This window comes from Bradyrhizobium sp. PSBB068 (assembly GCA_016839165.1).
In the GTDB taxonomy this organism is placed as follows: Bacteria; Pseudomonadota; Alphaproteobacteria; order Rhizobiales; family Xanthobacteraceae; genus Bradyrhizobium.
The window spans coordinates 7,491,406-7,509,013 of record CP069300.1 but is presented as its reverse complement, the minus strand read 5'-3'; the positions used below and the strand labels follow the sequence as shown (position 1 = coordinate 7,509,013).

The window sequence follows — 17,608 nt, the reverse complement described above, 5'->3', positions numbered from 1 at the left end:
GCCTCACACCCCCAGATGTGCGGGGTAGCGAAGATGCCGGCGCACCACGTCGACGAATTGCGGGTCCCGTTTCGCCGCCCAGACGGCGGCGGAATGGCCAACTGCCCAGATGAGCGCGCCGGGGATCCAGAGCCGGAGGCCGAGCGCGATCGCCGCCGCCAAGGTGCCGTTGGCGATCGCGACGGTCCGCGGCGCCCCGCCCATCAGGATCGGGTCGGTGAGCGCGCGATGGACCGGAGCGAAGAAGCCGGGCACGTCGGGATCGACGATCGTGGCCATCAGACCAGCGCCCCGCCGGAGAAGCTGAAGAAGGACAGAAAGAAGCTCGACGCCGCGAAGGCGATCGACAGACCGAACACGATCTGGATCAGCCGGCGGAAACCGCCCGAGGTGTCGCCGAAGGCGAGCGTCAGCCCGGTCACGGTGATGATGATGACCGAGATGATCTTGGCGACCGGGCCCTGCACCGACTCCAGGATCGAGTTGAGCGGCGTCTCCCACGGCATGGAGGAGCCGGAGGCGTAGGCGGCCGGGGCGAAGGCCAGGGTGAGCGTCGTCAGGGCTACGAATTCGGCCAGGCGGCGGCGCGCACGACTGGCGACGGCGAGAGCACGGATCATGAGGGGTCTCCTGGGTGCAAGGAATCGCCGCCCACCTCGGCGGACTGGATGCGGTAGTCGCCGGTGGCGGGATCGAGGCCGGCGATGAGGGCGAGTTCGGAGAGGCGGCGTTCGCTGCCGCGGCCGCGCAGCACCGCGACGAGTTCGATGGTCTCGGCGATCAGCGCCTTGGGGACGGTGACGACGGCTTCCTGGATGAGCTGTTCGAGGCGGCGAATCGCGCCGAGCGCAGTGCCGGCGTGGATCGTGCCGATCCCACCCGGGTGGCCAGTGCCCCAGGCCTTCAGGAGATCGAGCGCCTCGGCGCCGCGGACCTCGCCGATCGGGATGCGGTCGGGCCGAAGGCGCAGCGAGGACCGGACAAGGTCCGACAGCGAGGCGACGCCGTCCTTGGTGCGCATCGCGACCAGGTTCGGCGCGCGGCATTGCAGTTCGCGGGTGTCCTCGATTAGCACCACGCGGTCGCTCGTGCCTGCGATCTCGGCCAGGAGCGCGTTTGTGAGCGTCGTCTTGCCCGTGCCGGTGCCGCCAGCGACGAGGATGTTCTTGCGCGACGCGACTGCCCCACGCAGCAACGCCGCTTGACCAGCGGTCATCGTGCCAGCGTCGACATAGTCGTCGAGGGTGAAGACGGCGATGGCGGGCTTGCGTATGGCGAAGGCCGGCGCGGTGACGACGGGCGGCAGCAGCCCCTCGAACCGCTCTCCCGTCTCGGGCAGTTCGGCGGAAACGCGCGGCCGCTCCGCGTGGACCTCGGCGCCGACATGGTGTGCGACCAGGCGCACGATCCGCTCGCCGTCAACGGCCGACAGGGTGCGGCCCGTGTCCTCCAGCCCGCCCGACAGCCGGTCGATCCAGAGCCGGCCGTCGGGGTTGAGCATCACCTCGACGATCGACGGGTCTTCGAGGAAGGCGGCGATGGCGGGCCCGAGGGCGGTGCGCAGCATGCGCGCACCGCGGGAGAAGGCCTCGGAATGGAGTGGAGCAACCGCCACGATCGTCCCCGTCTTGGGCCAATCGCGACATGCGATTGGCGACGGGGATGATTAGAAAAGGCAAGAAATGGGACGCCTCAACAAGTATTCACACGGCGTAGCGATCAGGCGTAGAGCGGAGAAAAAATACTTGCGGGGGCGTATTCGAATGTAACGGTCAAGGCAGCCGGCGCGGCCTTACTTGGCGAGCCGCTCTCGGAACAACGTTTCGATCAGAGGACAGTCGAGCCGCGTGCCATCGCCGCATTGCGCGACCACGTCCTTCAACACGCGCTCCATGCGTTTCAAGTCGGCGATTTTCGCGCGTACATCCGCAAGGTGAGTCGCGGCGAGGACGCTCGCTTCCGCGCATGGCTGTTCGCGTTCGTCCGCCAGGCGTAAGAGAGCGCGTATCTCTTCCAACGAGAATCCGAGCTCGCGGGCGCGCAGCACGAAACCGAGACGGCGTTCATGGGCGCCATCATAGCTACGGTAACCGCTGGCGGTCCGTGGTGGTGGCGGCAAGAGCCCGACCTTTTCGTAATATCGGACGGTTTCGAGATTGGCGCCTGTCCGCCGGGCCAACTCTGCGCGTTGAAGGCCATTCGATGACTTCGAGGCGCTCATCAAAAATGCCCTTGACCCTGTAGTCGCTACAGACCTCAGGATAGGCGCAGATTGGATTCGGAAGCAACAGGAGTGTAGTGGCTATGAGCGAAACGACGGCTTCGGCTCATGGTGCGTCCGAGGGAAGCGCCATCGCGGTTCCGCCGCAGGACGCGCGCACGACAGCGTCGCATTGGCTCGCCGTCGGCGGCTTATTGGGCGCGCTGGGCGCGGCTTCGTGCTGTGTCATCCCTTTCGCGCTGTTCCTTGCTGGCGTCAGCGGCGCCTGGATTGGCAACCTGACCGCACTGGAGCCCTACCAGCCGATTTTCGCCGCCGTCTCGCTAGCTTTTATCGGTGCTGGCGCCTGGCGGATGCGGAAGAAGCGGCAGGTCGCGTGCGCCGACGGGTATTGCGCCACACCCCGGTCGGATCGCGTCGCAAAGATCGGCCTCATTGTCGCGATCACGCTGGTCGTCATCGCGGTCGGGTTCCCCTACGCCGCGCGCCATTTCCTGTGAGCGCGCCGCTACGCCAAATGGAGAGAAGCATGAAGAACGGAATTGGATTGTTGGCCGCGCTCGGCTTGTTCGCGGCCCCGATGGCCGCCTGGGCAGGCCAGGCCACCGTCGTCCTCAATGTCCATCACGCTGGCTGCGTGCTGTGCGGGCCGATCGTCAAGAGCACGATCGCCCATGTCAAAGGCGTCAGCGGCGTCACGGTCAGCCAGGCCGACGCGATGGCCGACGTCACCGCGACCGTCACCTACGACGCCGCCGTCACCTCGCCGGGCGCGATGATCAAGGCGACCACCGATCACGGCTATCCGGCCGAGGTCGCCAAGTCGACGAAGGGCTGAGGCGGCGAAACCGAGACGAAACCATGAGCGATTACTGCACGCCGAAGGCGAAGGAATCCGACTGTTACGACCTTGTCGTCGTCGGCGCCGGATCGGCAGGATTTTCGGCCGCGATCACTGCCGCCGAGCAAGGCGCGCAGGTGGCGCTGATCGGGGCTGGCACGATCGGCGGCACTTGCGTCAATATCGGCTGCGTGCCGTCGAAGGCGCTGATCCGCGCGGCCGAGACTTTGCACAATGCGCGCGCCGCGGCGCGGTTCGGGGGCGTTTCCGCCCACGCCGAGGTCCGTGACTGGCGCGCGACCGTCAGGCAGAAGGACGAGTTGGTCTCTGCCCTGCGGCAGGCCAAATACGTCGACCTGTTGCCGGCCTATAACAACATCGCCTATCGCGAGGGAACGGCGAAGCTGGTCGAAGGCGGCGTCGAGGTCGCCGCCGCGCGCCTCGTCGCCGAGCGGATCATCGTCGCCACCGGCGCCCGGCCGGGCGTTCCGGCGATCGCGGGGATCGAGTCCGTGCCCTATCTGACGAGCACGACCGCGCTCGAACTCGCGGAGCTGCCAAGCTCGCTTCTGGTGATCGGCGGTGGCTACATCGGCGCGGAGCTGGCGCAGATGTTCGCGCGCGCAGGCGTCAGGGTGACGCTCGTCTGCCGTTCGCGGCTGCTGCCCGAAGCGGAGCCGGAGATCAGCATCGCGCTGACGCGCTTCTTCGCCGACGAGGGCGTCGAGGTCGTCTCCGGCGTCGCCTATCGCTCGATCCGCAAGACGGAGACAGGGGTCGCGCTGGCGCTCGTCCGCGACGGCCGCGAGGCGACCATCGAGGCGGAGAAGGTGCTGTGCGCGGCGGGGCGCGCGCCGAACACCGAGGGTCTTGGCCTCGCCGAACTCGGCGTCAAGCTGACGCCGAACGGCGCCATCGTCGTCGACGATCGCATGCGCACCAGCCGTCCGAGCGTCTATGCGGCGGGCGACGTCACGGGGCGGGACGAATTCGTCTACATGGCCGCCTATGGCGCCAAGCTCGCGGCGAAAAACGCGCTCAACGGCGACAGCCTCGCCTATGACAATTCCGCCATGCCGGCCATCGTGTTCACCGATCCGCAGGTCGCGAGCGTCGGGCTGACGGAGGCGGCCGCGCGGGCGGCGGGCTACACGACGCGCGTTTCGACGATTACGCTCGATCAGGTTCCACGCGCGCTCGCCGCGCGCGATACGCGCGGGCTCATCAAGCTTGTGGCGGACGCCGGCAGCGACAAGCTCATCGGCGCGCATGTCCTCGCCCCCGAGGGCGCGGACAGCATCCAGACGGCCGTTATGGCGATCCGCGGCGGCCTGACGGTGCGCGATATCGCGGAAACGATCTTCCCCTACCTGACCACCGTGGAGGGGCTGAAGCTCGCCGCGCTCGCCTTCGACAAGGAAGTGGCGAAACTCTCATGCTGCGCGGGTTGAATTCGCAGCAGCAACCAATCCGAGAAGAGCGGACGCCAGAGCAGTCACGGGCGGTAGGAGTCGGAGAAGAGATTTCACACTTGTCTTACGCCGTCGCTTGTTCTCAAACAGGTTCGACGGAATTTTGTGAAGTAGGCGCACGATCTTCCGGAATCTCTTGCCTCAACTTCGGACCTTCATTGAGTCTCCTTCCCAACGCGGCGACGAAATTATCGTATCGTGCGCCGGCTTGTGCCCGCGCAGCCTTCGCGGCCGGTTCGGGAAGCGGCGGTGTGGTGTTGAGCCAGAAGCGGATGAATAGGGCCAGCGTCTCGACGCTGATGCCTATGTCACGCTCGAGGCGCGCCAAGCGGCGATCCTGCTGGTCGAGCCGCTTGGCGATGGCTGCTTCCCGCCGTTCGTCCGCGTCCGGCGACAAAAACGAAGCGATGGCGGCTTCGGCGATGAGCGACATCGATTGCTCTCGCCGCGCCGCATAGGCCGACAGGGACTGCATCACATCCGCGTCGAGATAGACGGAGAGCTGAGCCTTCTTCTTCGACATGGCTATGCGCGCCTCACATGCCGAGGTCGTCGCCCGGATCGAGCGACGCCTGCCGCGCGATACCCTGCATGAGATCGTTCATGCGACCGATCCGCGGCGCCTCCTCCTCCATGTCGTCGACCGGATCGAGCGCGAACTCATTCTCGATCGGCGCCTGCTTCTCGACGGTTCCTTGGCTGAGCTCCGGCTGCTTCCGCCGATCGGCGTTCTTCGGATCCTCGTCGTCGGCGTCATCACCTTCGGCCGCCACCGACGCCGGAGGGCGAGGAGGCAGCGGATACGAACTCCAGTCGTCGGGACGGCCCTCCTTCGGCCGCGCCGGGACGGGCGGCGCCACGATCCGCTCCTGGAAGCGTCCGTCCTCATAGTAGCGGGCCTTCTTCGCCCGGATCGGATGGGCGCCCGACACCATTACGATCTCGTCGGTGGGCGGGAGCTGCATGACCTCGCCGGGCGTCAGCAAGGGACGCGCCGTTTCCGAGCGGGAGACCATGAGATGCCCGAGCCAGGGCGACAACCGGCTCCCGGCATAGTTCTTCATCGCCTTCATCTCGGTCGCGGTGCCGAGCGCATCGCTCACCCGCTTGGCGGTCCGCTCGTCATTGGTCGCGAAGCTCACCCGGACATGGCAGTTGTCGAGGATCGAGTTGTTCGGGCCGTAGGCCTTCTCGATCTGGTTCAGCGACTGGGCGATGAGAAAGCTCTTGATGCCGTAGCCCGCCATGAAGGCGAGCGCGGACTCGAAGAAGTCGAGGCGACCGAGCGCCGGGAACTCATCCAGCATCAGGAGAAGCCGGCGTCGCCCGGCTTTGGCCAGCAGGTCCTCCGTCAGTCGCCGGCCGACTTGATTGAGGATCAGGCGGATCAGCGGCTTGGTCCGGTTGATGTCTGACGGCGGCACGACGAGGTAGAGCGTCGTCGGCCGATCGGCGGCCACGATGTCGCCGATCCGCCAGTCGCAGCGTCGCGTCACCTCGGCGACCACGGGATCGCGGTAGAGGCCGAGAAACGACATCGCCGTGCTCAGCACGCCGGATCGCTCGTTGCCGGACTTGTTCAGCAGCTCGCGCGCGGCGGAGGCGACAACAGGGTGGACGCCGGCCTCACCGAGATGCGGCGTCCGCATCATGGCCGAGAGCGTCGACTCGATCGGTCGCTTGGGGTCGGACAGGAAGGAAGCGACGCCGGCAAGGGTCTTGTCCTCCTCGGCATAGAGAACGTGAAGGATCGCGCCGACCAGCAGCGCGTGGCTAGTTTTCTCCCAATGGTTCCGCTTCTCGAGACTGCCTTCGGGGTCGACCAGGATGTCGGCGATGTTCTGAACGTCGCGCACCTCCCACTCGCCACGGCGCACCTCAAGGAGCGGATTGTAGGCCGACGACCTGGCGTTGGTCGGATCGAACAGCAGCACGCGACCGTGCTGGGCGCGGAAGCCGGCGGTGAGCTGCCAGTTCTCGCCCTTGATGTCGTGGACGATCGCCGAACCCGGCCAGGTCAGCAGCGAAGGGATGACGAGGCCCACACCCTTGCCGCTCCGGGTCGGCGCGAAGCACAGCACATGCTCGGGGCCGTCGTGGCGGAGATAGCTGCGTTGATAGCGGCCGAGCACAACGCCATCGGGACCGAGCAAGCCGGCCTCCTCGATCTCTTGTTGCTGCGCCCATCGTGCGGAGCCGTAGGTCTCGGCATTCTTCGCTTCGCGAGCCCGCCAGACCGACATGCCAATGGCGACGGCCGCGGCGATGATCCCGCCCGACGCCGAGATATAGGCGCCCTCGATGAAGATCGAGGGAGCGTAGGCGTCGTAGGCGTACCACCACCAGAAGAAGGCCGGTGGCAGGTAGAACGGGAAGTGCAGGATCTCGAACCAGGGACGGCCGAGTTCGGGCTGAAAGCCGAGCCGCCAGGCGGTCCATTCCGTCGCGGTCCAGATCGTCAAGAGGACGATCCCGAAGACGGTGATGACCTGGCCCCAGAGTATCTTCGTCGCCGACATGCCGGCCGTCCTTTCCTGAGATCTGTGATGAGAGTGTCCGCTCACAGGCCGAGCCCCCGATTGCGGCCGAAGCCCCAGTCGACGCCGCCATCATCGCGGGCGACGCCGGAGACGTGGCGGCCGAGCTGTTTCTCAAGCGACGGGGTCCAGGGCACGAGCTGGAAGCCAAGGCCGTTATCGATCATGGCGAAGCGGCCGGAGGCGAGCGCGAAGCGCTGACGGTATGATCCGGCGACGTACTCGCCGGAGGCGGCCTGGTTGAAGGTCTGGCCTGTCTCGGCCGCAAGCCGCTCGCCCAAGGCTTCGATTTCCCGACGGCGGAGCGTGCCGATCAGGCCCTGGGAGAAGGTGATGCCCCGCGTCTGTCGCTCGGCCAGCCCCTGCTCGATGAGCTGGTCGGCCCGCCGCTCCTGCGCATCGCGGACCTCGGCGCCGAAGCCCGTCTGGCTAAGGTCGACCGGATCACGCGAGACCGCTTGGCGGTCGAGCCAAGTCGCGCCGCTGGCGGTCACCTGATCCTCGATGGCGAGGTCCGACCGCACGGCGAGCGCGACGCGGCGACGCCCTTGCGCGTCGTCGAACTTCCTCAGCTCGACGATCGAGCCGGGCGCGCTGTCGCCGGTGGCGTCGAGGTCGGGGAATTTGATGTGGTGGGTGCGGCCGTCGACGCCGTCGATGACCGCATAGGCGGTGCCTTTCAACTCGTCGTCGAGCCCACGATCAACGAGACGACCGATGACGGGCACGTCGAGGCTCTCGCCGGCGAGCACATAGCTCGCGGCCGCGCGCTCGATACCGCGTCCTCGTAAGCCCCGATGAATCCGCTTGATGATGTCGCCGCGCTCGCCGAGTTCACGGAGCGTGGTTTCGGCCGCCTCGTCCATCGTCCACTGGCCGGCTCCGATCTGATGGGCGAGACCGAGGCTCTCCAGATGCCGCAGGCGGCCGACCTTCAGTGAATGGAACGGATCCGGCTCCTGGCCCGGAGAGAGTGCAACGTCGATGACGCCATGTCGGCCGCCGTCACGGACGAGCTGCCGGTCGAGCTGGGTCCAGCGCTCGGTTTCGACCTGACGCTCGAGCGTTTGGTGGATAACGAGGTCGCTACGCAGCCCTAGCTCCCGCGTGACCAGATCCTGGGCGCGAGCGCGCATGCCCTCCTTGATGTAGTCGCGGGAGATGACGAGGTCCTGGCCGTCCTCGGCAACGCCGCGCACGATAATGTGGACGTGCGGGTGCTGCGTGTTCCAGTGATCGACGGCGACCCAATCGAGCTTGGTGCCGAGGTCCTTCTCCATCTGGCCGACCAGCTCGCGGGCATAGCCCTTGAGGTCGGCCATCTCCGGCGCGTCCTCGGGTGAGACGATGAAACGGAAATGATGCCGATCCTTTTCGCACCGTTCGGCGAAGGCCTGGGGGTCGGCGTCCTCGGTCTCCGGCCCGAACAGCCGCGCCTTCTCCCCGTCCCGGGTGACGCCCTCGCGCCGGAGGTAGCCGAGATGAGCGCCGAGCGTCGCCGCCCGGGCGGTGTGGCGCACGACGCGGGCCTTCACCGTCACTAGGCGCGAGCGGCTCGTCAGCAGATGGTTCGCCCGGACAGCGGCGATACGGCCGCGGCCGAAGGTCGAGCGGCTGGAGCTTCTGAGCAGACCTTGCCGCGATACGCCGCCGCCGGCGCGCTGGGCGGCGGCGAGCGCCTGGGCGATGAAAGGCTTGGCCCGCTGACTGCGCGAAGAGCGGATGCGGCCTGGCCGAGGCTGGAAGTCGTTCTCCTCAGCCATCGCCGGCCCCGGCAATGTGCGAAAAACAGAGGATGGGCAATGCGTTGACGGCGCCGCGCACCGTGCGTTCCAGAGCCTCACGTTGCGCGATCAACGAAAAACACAAGCAAAAACAACCGACCGACAGAGCCGCACCTTGCGGCCTTTTATCTGGCCCTCTGTCGGTCGGTTCCTGCACGCCTCCCCTGTCCGCCCTTCCTCCTTCCCGGAAGGACGCTGCGCCGCGCCAGCCTGCGAATTCGCATCCGAGAGCCTCGAGATAGCCTAGCGAGACCCCGAACATCGTCGCGACGCCAAGGAAGGCGCATGCGGGTCGAAGCAAGAGCGCGGCGTGATTGCGGGGGAGTAGCACCGTCATGGCTTCGGTCCCGCTGCTGCAACTGAGACGAACAGACCCGTGGACTGCGGCGCGATGGCGGAGAGATCGCGCACCGCGACGACGGCCGGCGTGTCGCTCGGAGGCTGCTTGGCCGACGTGCGATCAGCGGGTTCAGCGCTTGCCGGCCGCGTTATGAACAGCGGCGCTTGCGTCCAGGACGACGGATCGGAGGCCGCCACGAGAACAGGCCCATCGATCGCGCCGGCCCCGACAAAAGGGATGAGCGCGGCGACGTAAGCGACGGTCTCGGGCGGTAGGGGCCGATGCCGATCACGATAGTCTTCGTATCGACCAGGCCCCGCATTGTATGCCGCGAGGAAGCCCGGCGATCCGTAGCGGTCGTGCATTTCGCGCAGGAAGGCCGCGCCCGCCAGGATGTTGTCGTGGGCATCAAACGGATCGCGACCAAGGCCGTACCGAGCGCGCAGCGCCGCCCAGGTGTCGGGCATGAGCTGCATCAAGCCGATCGCCCCCTTGGGCGAGATTGAGCGCCGATCGCCGCGGCTCTCGACTCGCATGATCGCCCGTATCCACGCCGCCGGAATGCCGAAGCGTTGCGCCGCCTCCGCAATGAGACCGGCATAGGGATCGCTCGGCGCGTGCAGGTCGATCCGCGCGGTCTGGGCGTGAGCGACGGCGGCGGGCATGCCGAACGCCGTCGCCCCGACGAGCATGATGAAAGCGGTCCGCATGCGCTCAATCCCGCTGGGCGCGCTTGGGCGGGCGGTTCCAGTTCAGCACCCACGCAGACTTGTCGTCGCCGGACTGAAAGAGATTGGCGCGGATCGGCTGATGCAGCGCCGGGTCATCGATGACGAGCGAGACGTATTCGCCTGCTTTCTCGCCGGTGCGTTTCCAGCCCGCGCCGATCTCCGGGCCGTCGGCATCGCCCCGGTGGATGCGATAGTCGGGCGCATTCTCGGCATCGGAAGATTCGGCCGGAACGAGGGAGAGGTCGTGGGTGAAGAAGAGCGTCTGAATGCGTCCGGTGAAGCCGGATTTATCGCGGGTGAAGTGACCGATCTGCGCCATGGGAACCTCCTGGGTTGGCGGGTTGAGAAGCGGATCAATCGGTGGCGGCGCGCCAGACGAAGCGGCCGTCGCCGGCCTCGTCGGTCCACAGCGGGACTGCGCGCGCGACGATCGAAGCTGCGGGGAGCGGGCCGAAATAGCGGCCATCCAGGCTGTCCGGGACGGTCGGGTTCATGAGGAAGACCTCGTCCGACCGAAGCACCCGACAGCCGCTCCAGCGCGGCAGTGGACGGTTAAGGTGATCGCGGTCATGAGCGACGCCGACCTCGACCTGATCGACGGTGACGAGGTCGCCGGCCCGACACACGATCTGTCCGGGTAGCGCCATGACATGCTTCAGCAGCGGCACGCCCTTGGGCAGGAAGCCGCCGTCGGCGAGGTAGCTCGCGATCGGTTCGGGTGGACGCACGACGACGAGTTCGAGCGTATGGAGCGTACCAACGGCATGCAGCGCATAGAGCCCGGTCGGGGTGCTCGCCGTGGCGTTCCAGATCAACCGTGGGGCCGGGTGGAAGAACGCGAGGGCGCCGACGCCGAGCATCGCGAAGTACGTCGTCATGACGTAGCCGAAGCGGGTCATGGCGCGACGCTCCGGCGCTTGAGCCAGGCCGCATGTTGCTCGCGCGTGTAGGCGCGTGGCTCATGCCCAGCAGCGAGGCGGTTGTGGAGGTGACGCCAATATTCCGGCGCAGCATCGGCAGGATCGATGTCGAGCGCTTCGACCGCATCGATCGCCTGCAGCACGCGCTCGACCTTCGGCCAGCCATCGACGCGCAGCAGGATTTCGCCGCCGGGGCGCACGAAAGGCAGCGTCTGGTAGCGGACGCCGGGCTCGACCGCGCGCACGATGTCCATGCGCGAGACGACCGTGCCGAAGTCGTTCGACGCCCAGCGGACGAAGGCGAAGACGCTGCCCGGCTTGAAGCTGGAGATGCTGCGGCGGCGATCGAGGATTTTCTCCTCGGCGCGTCGGCCGAAGCGCAGCCAATGCTCGATTGTCTTCTCGATCCAGGTCAGCTCGACATGGGTCAGTGCGACGGTGCGCCGATGCGACGGAGGCACGACGCACGGCGGCGACTGCTCGTTGTCGTTCATGAGGACTCTCCGGGATCGGGGGGAAATTCGCGGGAGAGGAGGTCGCGGAGCATGTCGGCGACGGTGATGCCGCGACGGAAGGCGGCGACCTTGATGCGGCCGCGTAGCGCCGGAGTGACGTCGATCGTCAGTCGTGCGCTGAAGGCGGAGGTGTCATCCGACCGTCTGCCGTTCGCTTCGGGAGCCTTGATCCAACTCTCGGCGCCGCCGGGTCGGGATACGAAGCCACGTCTGGTGGACCGTTCGCTCATGGCGCGATCCTCGCGACCTCGGCGGCCATCGCGGCGATCTCGCGCGCCGCAGCGCTTTGCTCCGCCAATTCGAAGACCAGGCGGCCCGACTGCGCAGCGTCGGCAAAGACGACGCGCTGACCAATGGTGCTGGACAGCACCGGCGGATCGTGGTCGGCCAAGGTCTCGGCCGTCTCGCGGGCGATGACGGTACGGACGCCGCAACGATTCAGCACGAAGCGCGCGGCAAGCTGCGGGCGATAGATGCGCGCCTCACGCAGGAGAGCCAGCATCTCGGCTGACGCCCAGCCATCGAGCGGCGACGGTTGCACGGGGATCAGCACCAAGTCGGCGGCGAGCAGGGCCGAGCGCATCAGCCCAGCGACGCGGGGCGGGCCATCGATGACGACGTGGTCGCAGGTTGCGGCCAGTTCCGGCGCTTCGCGGTGGAGCGTGTCGCGCGCGAGACCCACGACGCCGAACAGCCGCGAGACATTCTCCCGCGCCCTCTGTTGGGACCAGTCGAGCGCCGAACCTTGGGGATCGGCGTCGATCAGCGTGACGCGCATGCCGTGCAGCGCCCATTCGCCGGCGAGATGCAGCGCGAGCGTCGTTTTCCCGACGCCGCCCTTTTGATTGAGCAGTGCGACGATCATCGCTTCCCTCCCGGCTTGCGGTTGAGGGGCAGCGATGGTTGTCGTTCTGGATGGCTGGAAATCCGCCCGGCGCCGCGTTTGTCCGCAGAGCCCGCAGGCCAACAACAAGAGTTAGATTCTGAGTTAGACTCTAAGTTAAGGCCTGGAATCGCGGTTTCAGGCCAGAGGGTTAGCTGCGGTTTGCACGCCCGAAGTCCCGATAGGCGCACGCCTGAAGTCCCGATAGCGGGAACGCCCGAAGTCCCGACCGCATTCACAGCGATATCCACAGGCCCTGTGGATAAACCGGCCGGCAGGATGCGCAGCATCTCGCGCCGCCCATCGCGCTCGATGTTGAGCCGATAGCCGGGAAGCGGTTGGCGGGCGGAGATCCGGCGCAGATCGAAGGCGAAGTCTGCGACCTTGGCGAGGCTTCCGGATTTTTCGTGTAGGTGCGCGAACTCGAACAGCCAGCCTCGGGGCTGGCGGCCGGCGTGTTTGCGGGCGACGCGATAGAGCCACCGCTCGATACCGCCGGTGAGGCGAAAATAGGCCGGGTCGATCGTGAGAACGAGCGAGCGGTCGACGACGCCGCGATAGAACCAGTCGGGAAGGACGAACTCCATCCCCTCGACCCGACCATCGCGCGTCGTGCATTCCTCCCACTCGTTGATCCAGGAGAACTGGTGTCGCCGCCAGTGCTCGCCGTTGCGGATCGTCGTGCGGATGACGGTCGATTGCAGGCGCGCGAGCGCGCCCTTCAAGAGCTTGTAGTCGCGGAAGCCGGTTTGGCGGCCGATCGCCGTCAGGAGCTGATAGGGCGTGAAGCGCAGAAAGCGCGATGTCTTGAAGCCAAGGTTTTCGGCCTCGACGATCTGGCTCGCCGCCCAGATCAGGACGTCGGCGTCCCAGATGGTGGCCATGCCGAACTCGGGCGCCGCGTAGACCTCGACGCGGACGTCGCCGGCTTCATAGAGAATGGGGGCCGTGCGCCTGGCTTTGGCCAACGAGAAGAAGGGCCGCTCCATCAGGTCGCGCTGGTCGCGCGGACTGGCGTCGCCGGTGGCGACGATGAACGGTTCGAGCTTGCTCCGTTCGATGTTGGAGATGAGGCGGCGCGACGACATCGGCGAGCGCCTCAGCGATGCGCGTGGCCGGCGGCGCGGGCCTCGACGTAGCGGGGGTCCGAGGTCGAACGGCAGGCGGCCTGGTCGGCCCAGGCTTCGAGATCGCCGACCGCGTACACCACGCGACCGCCGAGCTTGCGAAAGGTCGGGCCGCTGCCGTGACAGCGATACTTTTCCAGGGTGCGCGGCGAGATGCCGAGGATGCGCGCCGCCTCATGGGTTCGGACGTACCGGGTGGCGAGCTGCGCGGACCTGTCGAGCATGGGAAGCCTCCGTCTTGCCTCGAAGCGCCGCGGCCAAGTCGCGGCATGTCGGGGTCACGGTGGCGGAGAGCTCAGGCGTTGGGGGTGGACGAAGATTTTCGGAAGGGAGCGTCCCCCTTCGCGCGACCATGAGCCGGCGATGGTCCAATTCATCACCGCCGAGACGGAAATGGATGGAAGAGCGGTGCGCGCTGAAATCAGGTTCTGTGGCTGATCAGTCGCCGCGCAGAAATTTGAGATAGCCGCGTTCGACGAGCGCGATCGAGTCGTGGATCAGACGGTTGGCCGCGCGTCGCGCGTGGGAGTCTTTCCACTCGACAGATGGAAGTTGGGCCTGGTCCGAATGCAGGATGATCTCTGCGACGTCACGAGGACCGCCGCCCATGTCGTGAACGTCGAAGGCGTGAAGAAGCTGAACGAGACGGCGCTTGCGCTGCTTGGTCAGTCGCAACGCCCGTGGGAGAAGGCCGATGGTTTGGCCGCCCACCTTGCGGATGAAACGCGCCGCGACATCGAGTCGGAGATCGACCGACACGGCGCCGAGCGGCAGGAGAATCACGGGGCGCCGAACGGCCAGATCGCTGTTGATCCGGATGTGAAGCTCGCCGGACCCATCGACGATTACGACCTCGCGACCCTCATCATCGGTCCGGTCAGCGACGATCGAGCCGAGTTGGGATGGGTCGAGGGCCACAGGCGCGAATCCGCTCGGCGCTGCATCGAGCAGCAGCGTGCCGGGCGACAGTTCCGGCAGCCAGGTAGCGGGTTCGTCGCCGACCGGAATGCTCGGGTCGTGGGCGAAACCGCAACCCCCATCGTCGGGCGAAATCCGCGCGAGCGGACTCCGCATCGACGTGATCGCGTGCGATCTGGCGTTGGATTTGGGCGTATTCGCGCCGATATTCGGCGTTGCGGCGCAGGAATTCGACGGCGAAGCCGGGACGTTCGAGGCGATTCAAGTGATCGATCGTCTCCGGCGAGCGCCAATACTCTGTGGGCATGGCGTTTCCTCTCGTCTTGCACCCCTATTCGGGGAGCCTCAGACCATCCGGAAACGCAGGCTTTGCGCTAGACCTTATGATTGCATCGCGCGCGACGACAACCCGTACAACACACGTCTTGGCGACTCACTGCGCTCGTGGCTGAAGCAGGTGCCGATAGCCGGTTTCGGTCATCCAGCGGGCGCGCGCCAGGTGGCTTTCATGGACGATTTTGGCACGGCAGGGCTCTTGCGCCGGATCGAGTCCGAAGAGCACCAGCACGACCTCTCGCCAGTCGGCGCCCTCTTCCTCGGCCATCAGCAACCGTAGGTATATCGCCAGATGTTGCTCATCATAGGCGTTCACGCTGTCGGTAAGCGGCGGCCGGTCACAGAAGGGCGCCTCGGTCATTGCGATCTTTCCCCCCGTCGAGATCAAAGCAATGGAGTAGGGATTCATTTACCGCAAATTTTGACAGACTTCGCGCCTGATTGAGCCGGTGTCGTGATGCTTATGGCGCATCACGTTGCTCAAGTTGACGATGTAGAGGCACTCGAGACCGGGGATGGATAGCATAACCCGCGGACGAATCGGAATGATCGTTCCTGGAACGATGGTTCCGACCTCGGCTCCATCATCGCCATGGATCTCAAGGAGGTCATGGCGATCAATCTGCGTCGGTTGCGTCATGCGAAAGGGATGACGCAAGAGGAGTTGGCCGAGCGGGCCGGGTTGAGTGCCCGGTATATCGGGGCGATCGAGCGCGCCGACGTGTCGGCGAGCGTCACCGTGCTGGGCCAGGTGGCCGAAGCGCTGGAGTTAGAGGCGGCCGAGTTGGTGCGAGCTCCTCATCGCAATGGCGACTTGGCGAACTCGGCCGAGCCTCAAGAATAGCGCCTTCGCCCCGTGCGCCGCTGGGTTCGAGCTGGGCCGATGGCGGCCCAGGAACTCTCGAAAAAGTCGATGCCCCGCCCGGATCGGCCGGACGGGGCATTGTAGGGAGGTCAGTCGCTCCGGCGGCCGTTGGGGCGGGACCAGATCAGGCTGTAGCCCTCGCCGTCCTCGTCATCGAACAGGTTGGCGAAGATCGGGGCGGTGAAGCTCGGATCGTCGAGCTTGAGGCCCAGATAGTCGCGGCCTTCGTTGGAGCGCTTGGCCCAGGCGGCGCCGATCTCGACCCGGCCGACATAGACGCGATGGCTGGGGCTGTTGTCGCCTGAGCGGGTGGTTTCGGGGACGATCCGGACGTTCTTGGCCTGGAGCGAGAGGGTGACGATTTCGCCGGTGAATTCGTTCGAGCCGGTCTTCTTGAAGGTGCCGATGGTCGCCATGGCGGTTCTCCTTGATCTCTGTTTCCGAGCCCGCACCATTGCGGCCTCGATGGTGATCGACAGGCCGGGGGCGATCGACGGCGCACCCCGAAGGGGCTCGACAGCAAAGGAGGAACTTTCTTGTTTCGCGAGGAATGACGGCGCAGCCGGCAGGGGAAGAAAGTTGTGACGCCGCTGTTGCGCCTTAGGCGGTCGAGGCTTTAGCCGGCCTTCGGCCAGATCAGTCCATCGAAGAGGCCGTTGGGTGCGCTCGGCCTGACAGAGCCGACATCAAGGGGAACATGGCGATTATCGAGCCGCCGCAAGCTCCGGCCGGTGAAAGCGACGGCGATCCGAGCCCTGTCCTGGCTGCCAACGGATTTTCCGTTTCGAAGCCCAAGCTCAGGCTGCACGCTCCATTTCATGCGACCCGTTGACCGGGTTTCGCAGGCGTCGCCATCTGGTCCAAGTGCCCAGACGACCGCCATGACTCCGGCCACTCTGCGATGGCGGGCTGAACTTCACCGCCGAAGCCGCTCTCTGGTCAGCTTCGATGACGGGGACTGCGGGCGTGCCGGATGCCTGATCTGACCCAGCCCCGCCGACGCGACGGTGTCAGCCCCGCGCCAAGCCCTGTCCGGCCGGTCCGGGCGCGGCCATTCCGGTGAAACGGACGAACGCCGTGACGCTGACGGCGATCGCGCCCACGATGGCGAAGATAGTCTGCCAGGTGGGTGAAGGCATCGCCATCTGGGCGATTCCATGCGTGGCGCAGTAGCCGGCGACGGTGGCGGGCGCGACGTAGAGGAGGACGATCAAAAGCCGAAGCCAAGTCCACGGCACAAAGGCGAGCGCGAGTTGCCCAAGGCCAAAGGTTATGCCGCCGGCCACGACACCCACCGCGATGCCGCCGAGCACGCCGGCTCCAGTGTGGAAGGCCCAGACGCCGATCGTCAGGCCGGCGAAAAAGGGCAGTGCGAAGACAGCGAGGTTGAACAGCAGCCAGCAGAAGAAGCCGATGCCGACGATGACGAGCAGTGGTCCAAAGATGATCATGGCGGTGCGCTCCGTGAGATAAAAGTCTGACGGTCGCGCCTTCCACCACCACCACGGCGCGACCGCGAATATAGCCGCAAACGGGCGTCAGCGGGAGCAGAAATCCCGCTGGCGCTCTGAGGTTCAGCATTCGTGGCGGTTCGCCCCTTCATGATTGGAAGGGGTCGAATTCGTGGACGACGGCGGCAGGATCGCCGTCATACTCGGCGGCCAGCATGACGCCGTAGTTGCCAGTGTCAGCATGAAAGACGACGACGCAGACCATGAGGGTGGTGGCGAGGTTCCAGCCGTTGGCGAGTGCGAGGGTTTGAGACATTGATCCGGCTCCTGTGCTGAGGCGGGGGCCATCCCCGCGCGACAGGCGCCCGATGTGTCCGGCCGAGGGCCGCAATCACCGCGAAGGCGAAGACAGAGCGGCGGCACGCTTCAGCGTAAGCCGACCCTTCACGGGTTGATGGCGTCAGGCCCTTGGCCGGACCAAGGATCAGCGCAGATAGACGCGGGGTGGCGCCCGCCCGCAGGAGTCGCCTCTCGGAGCCCTTCGATGACCGTGCGCGGAACTTCGTTGTCCTCACGGTGCGCTGACCGATCGGCTAAGCTGCCCTAACGAGTCGACATGATGGTTGAGGCATGCGGCATGGCGGAGTTCACGGGACGCGACCTGCAC

At 66.3% G+C, this 17,608-nt stretch carries 25 protein-coding genes; 4 read left to right on the top strand and 21 right to left on the bottom strand.

Translation table 11 applies throughout. The features are described 5' to 3' along the window. Positions 1-3: 3 nt before the first annotated feature. The 4 genes from JQ507_34850 to JQ507_34835 form a co-directional block, all read right to left on the bottom strand. Positions 4-279: a VirB3 family type IV secretion system protein gene (locus JQ507_34850; protein ID QRI69946.1), complete on the bottom strand. Its 276-nt coding sequence runs from the start codon at positions 277-279 to the stop codon at positions 4-6. Beyond that, positions 279-620, bottom strand: a complete 342-nt coding sequence (locus JQ507_34845; protein ID QRI69945.1) for a TrbC/VIRB2 family protein — start codon at positions 618-620, stop codon at positions 279-281. The genes JQ507_34850 and JQ507_34845 overlap by 1 nt, the downstream gene beginning before the upstream one ends. Next, positions 617-1,615 carry a P-type conjugative transfer ATPase TrbB gene (gene trbB, locus JQ507_34840; GenBank protein QRI69944.1) on the bottom strand — a complete coding sequence of 333 codons (999 nt, stop codon included), beginning with the start codon at positions 1,613-1,615 and terminating at the stop codon, positions 617-619. Before trbB ends, JQ507_34845 begins: the two co-directional genes overlap by 4 nt. A gap of 177 nt (positions 1,616-1,792) precedes the next feature. After that, positions 1,793-2,221, bottom strand: a complete 429-nt coding sequence (locus JQ507_34835) for a helix-turn-helix domain-containing protein (GenBank protein ID QRI69943.1) — start codon at positions 2,219-2,221, stop codon at positions 1,793-1,795. Positions 2,222-2,304: 83 nt separating this feature from the next. On the opposite strand from JQ507_34835, the gene JQ507_34830 reads away from it, so the two are divergent. Genes JQ507_34830 through merA form a run of 3 tightly spaced genes read left to right on the top strand, consistent with a single transcriptional unit; the run spans position 2,305 to position 4,513 of the window. Continuing rightward, positions 2,305-2,721, top strand: coding sequence for a mercury transporter MerT (locus tag JQ507_34830; protein QRI69942.1), 417 nt, complete (start codon positions 2,305-2,307; stop codon positions 2,719-2,721). A 29-nt stretch (positions 2,722-2,750) separates the two neighbouring features. After that, positions 2,751-3,059, top strand: a complete 309-nt coding sequence (locus JQ507_34825) for a mercury transporter (GenBank protein ID QRI69941.1) — start codon at positions 2,751-2,753, stop codon at positions 3,057-3,059. A 23-nt stretch (positions 3,060-3,082) separates the two neighbouring features. Continuing rightward, entirely contained in the window at positions 3,083-4,513 is a 1,431-nt protein-coding gene (merA, locus tag JQ507_34820) for a mercury(II) reductase (protein QRI69940.1), read from the top strand. A 103-nt stretch (positions 4,514-4,616) separates the two neighbouring features. Here the strand turns inward: merA and JQ507_34815 are convergent, their stop codons facing one another. From JQ507_34815 to JQ507_34750, 14 genes are all read right to left on the bottom strand, one after another. Then, positions 4,617-5,063 carry a CopG family transcriptional regulator gene (locus JQ507_34815; GenBank protein QRI73646.1) on the bottom strand — a complete coding sequence of 149 codons (447 nt, stop codon included), beginning with the start codon at positions 5,061-5,063 and terminating at the stop codon, positions 4,617-4,619. 7 nt (positions 5,064-5,070) lie between these two features. After that, a complete protein-coding gene (locus JQ507_34810) occupies positions 5,071-7,053 on the bottom strand; it encodes a conjugal transfer protein TraG (GenBank protein QRI69939.1) in 1,983 nt (660 codons plus the stop codon). 41 nt (positions 7,054-7,094) lie between these two features. After that, positions 7,095-8,834, bottom strand: coding sequence for a DUF3363 domain-containing protein (locus JQ507_34805; GenBank protein ID QRI69938.1), 1,740 nt, complete (start codon positions 8,832-8,834; stop codon positions 7,095-7,097). Further along, positions 8,827-9,192 (bottom strand): hypothetical protein, encoded by a 366-nt coding sequence (locus tag JQ507_34800; protein ID QRI69937.1) that lies wholly within the window; start codon positions 9,190-9,192, stop codon positions 8,827-8,829. The genes JQ507_34805 and JQ507_34800 overlap by 8 nt, the downstream gene beginning before the upstream one ends. After that, positions 9,189-9,905 (bottom strand): lytic transglycosylase domain-containing protein, encoded by a 717-nt coding sequence (locus JQ507_34795; GenBank protein ID QRI69936.1) that lies wholly within the window; start codon positions 9,903-9,905, stop codon positions 9,189-9,191. The genes JQ507_34800 and JQ507_34795 overlap by 4 nt, the downstream gene beginning before the upstream one ends. A 4-nt stretch (positions 9,906-9,909) precedes the next feature. Then, positions 9,910-10,245 (bottom strand): DUF736 domain-containing protein, encoded by a 336-nt coding sequence (locus JQ507_34790; GenBank protein ID QRI69935.1) that lies wholly within the window; start codon positions 10,243-10,245, stop codon positions 9,910-9,912. Positions 10,246-10,279: 34 nt separating this feature from the next. Beyond that, the gene (locus tag JQ507_34785) at positions 10,280-10,825 is read right to left on the bottom strand and encodes a S26 family signal peptidase (protein QRI69934.1); all 546 of its coding nucleotides are present in this window, start codon (positions 10,823-10,825) and stop codon (positions 10,280-10,282) included. Next, the gene (locus JQ507_34780; protein QRI69933.1) at positions 10,822-11,340 is read right to left on the bottom strand and encodes a DUF2840 domain-containing protein; all 519 of its coding nucleotides are present in this window, start codon (positions 11,338-11,340) and stop codon (positions 10,822-10,824) included. Before JQ507_34780 ends, JQ507_34785 begins: the two co-directional genes overlap by 4 nt. Further along, the gene (locus JQ507_34775; protein QRI69932.1) at positions 11,337-11,591 is read right to left on the bottom strand and encodes a hypothetical protein; all 255 of its coding nucleotides are present in this window, start codon (positions 11,589-11,591) and stop codon (positions 11,337-11,339) included. Before JQ507_34775 ends, JQ507_34780 begins: the two co-directional genes overlap by 4 nt. Next, positions 11,588-12,226, bottom strand: coding sequence for an AAA family ATPase (locus tag JQ507_34770; GenBank protein QRI69931.1), 639 nt, complete (start codon positions 12,224-12,226; stop codon positions 11,588-11,590). The genes JQ507_34775 and JQ507_34770 overlap by 4 nt, the downstream gene beginning before the upstream one ends. Further along, on the bottom strand, positions 12,223-13,332 hold the full coding sequence (locus JQ507_34765) for a replication initiator protein A (protein QRI69930.1): 1,110 nt from the start codon (positions 13,330-13,332) through the stop codon (positions 12,223-12,225). The genes JQ507_34770 and JQ507_34765 overlap by 4 nt, the downstream gene beginning before the upstream one ends. An 11-nt stretch (positions 13,333-13,343) precedes the next feature. Next, positions 13,344-13,595, bottom strand: a complete 252-nt coding sequence (locus tag JQ507_34760; protein ID QRI69929.1) for a helix-turn-helix domain-containing protein — start codon at positions 13,593-13,595, stop codon at positions 13,344-13,346. Positions 13,596-13,809: 214 nt separating this feature from the next. After that, the gene (locus tag JQ507_34755) at positions 13,810-14,445 is read right to left on the bottom strand and encodes a DUF2285 domain-containing protein (protein QRI69928.1); all 636 of its coding nucleotides are present in this window, start codon (positions 14,443-14,445) and stop codon (positions 13,810-13,812) included. Between the two features lie 277 nt (positions 14,446-14,722). Then, on the bottom strand, positions 14,723-14,986 hold the full coding sequence (locus JQ507_34750; GenBank protein ID QRI69927.1) for a DUF2285 domain-containing protein: 264 nt from the start codon (positions 14,984-14,986) through the stop codon (positions 14,723-14,725). A 231-nt stretch (positions 14,987-15,217) separates the two neighbouring features. On the opposite strand from JQ507_34750, the gene JQ507_34745 reads away from it, so the two are divergent. After that, entirely contained in the window at positions 15,218-15,469 is a 252-nt protein-coding gene (locus JQ507_34745; protein ID QRI69926.1) for a helix-turn-helix transcriptional regulator, read from the top strand. A 110-nt stretch (positions 15,470-15,579) separates the two neighbouring features. On the opposite strand, the gene JQ507_34740 is transcribed toward JQ507_34745, so the two are convergent. The 3 genes from JQ507_34740 to JQ507_34730 form a co-directional block, all read right to left on the bottom strand. Beyond that, entirely contained in the window at positions 15,580-15,906 is a 327-nt protein-coding gene (locus JQ507_34740; protein QRI69925.1) for a DUF736 domain-containing protein, read from the bottom strand. Between the two features lie 594 nt (positions 15,907-16,500). Further along, positions 16,501-16,941: a hypothetical protein gene (locus tag JQ507_34735; protein ID QRI69924.1), complete on the bottom strand. Its 441-nt coding sequence runs from the start codon at positions 16,939-16,941 to the stop codon at positions 16,501-16,503. 148 nt (positions 16,942-17,089) lie between these two features. Continuing rightward, positions 17,090-17,257 carry a hypothetical protein gene (locus tag JQ507_34730; protein QRI69923.1) on the bottom strand — a complete coding sequence of 56 codons (168 nt, stop codon included), beginning with the start codon at positions 17,255-17,257 and terminating at the stop codon, positions 17,090-17,092. Positions 17,258-17,608: the final 351 nt, after the last annotated feature.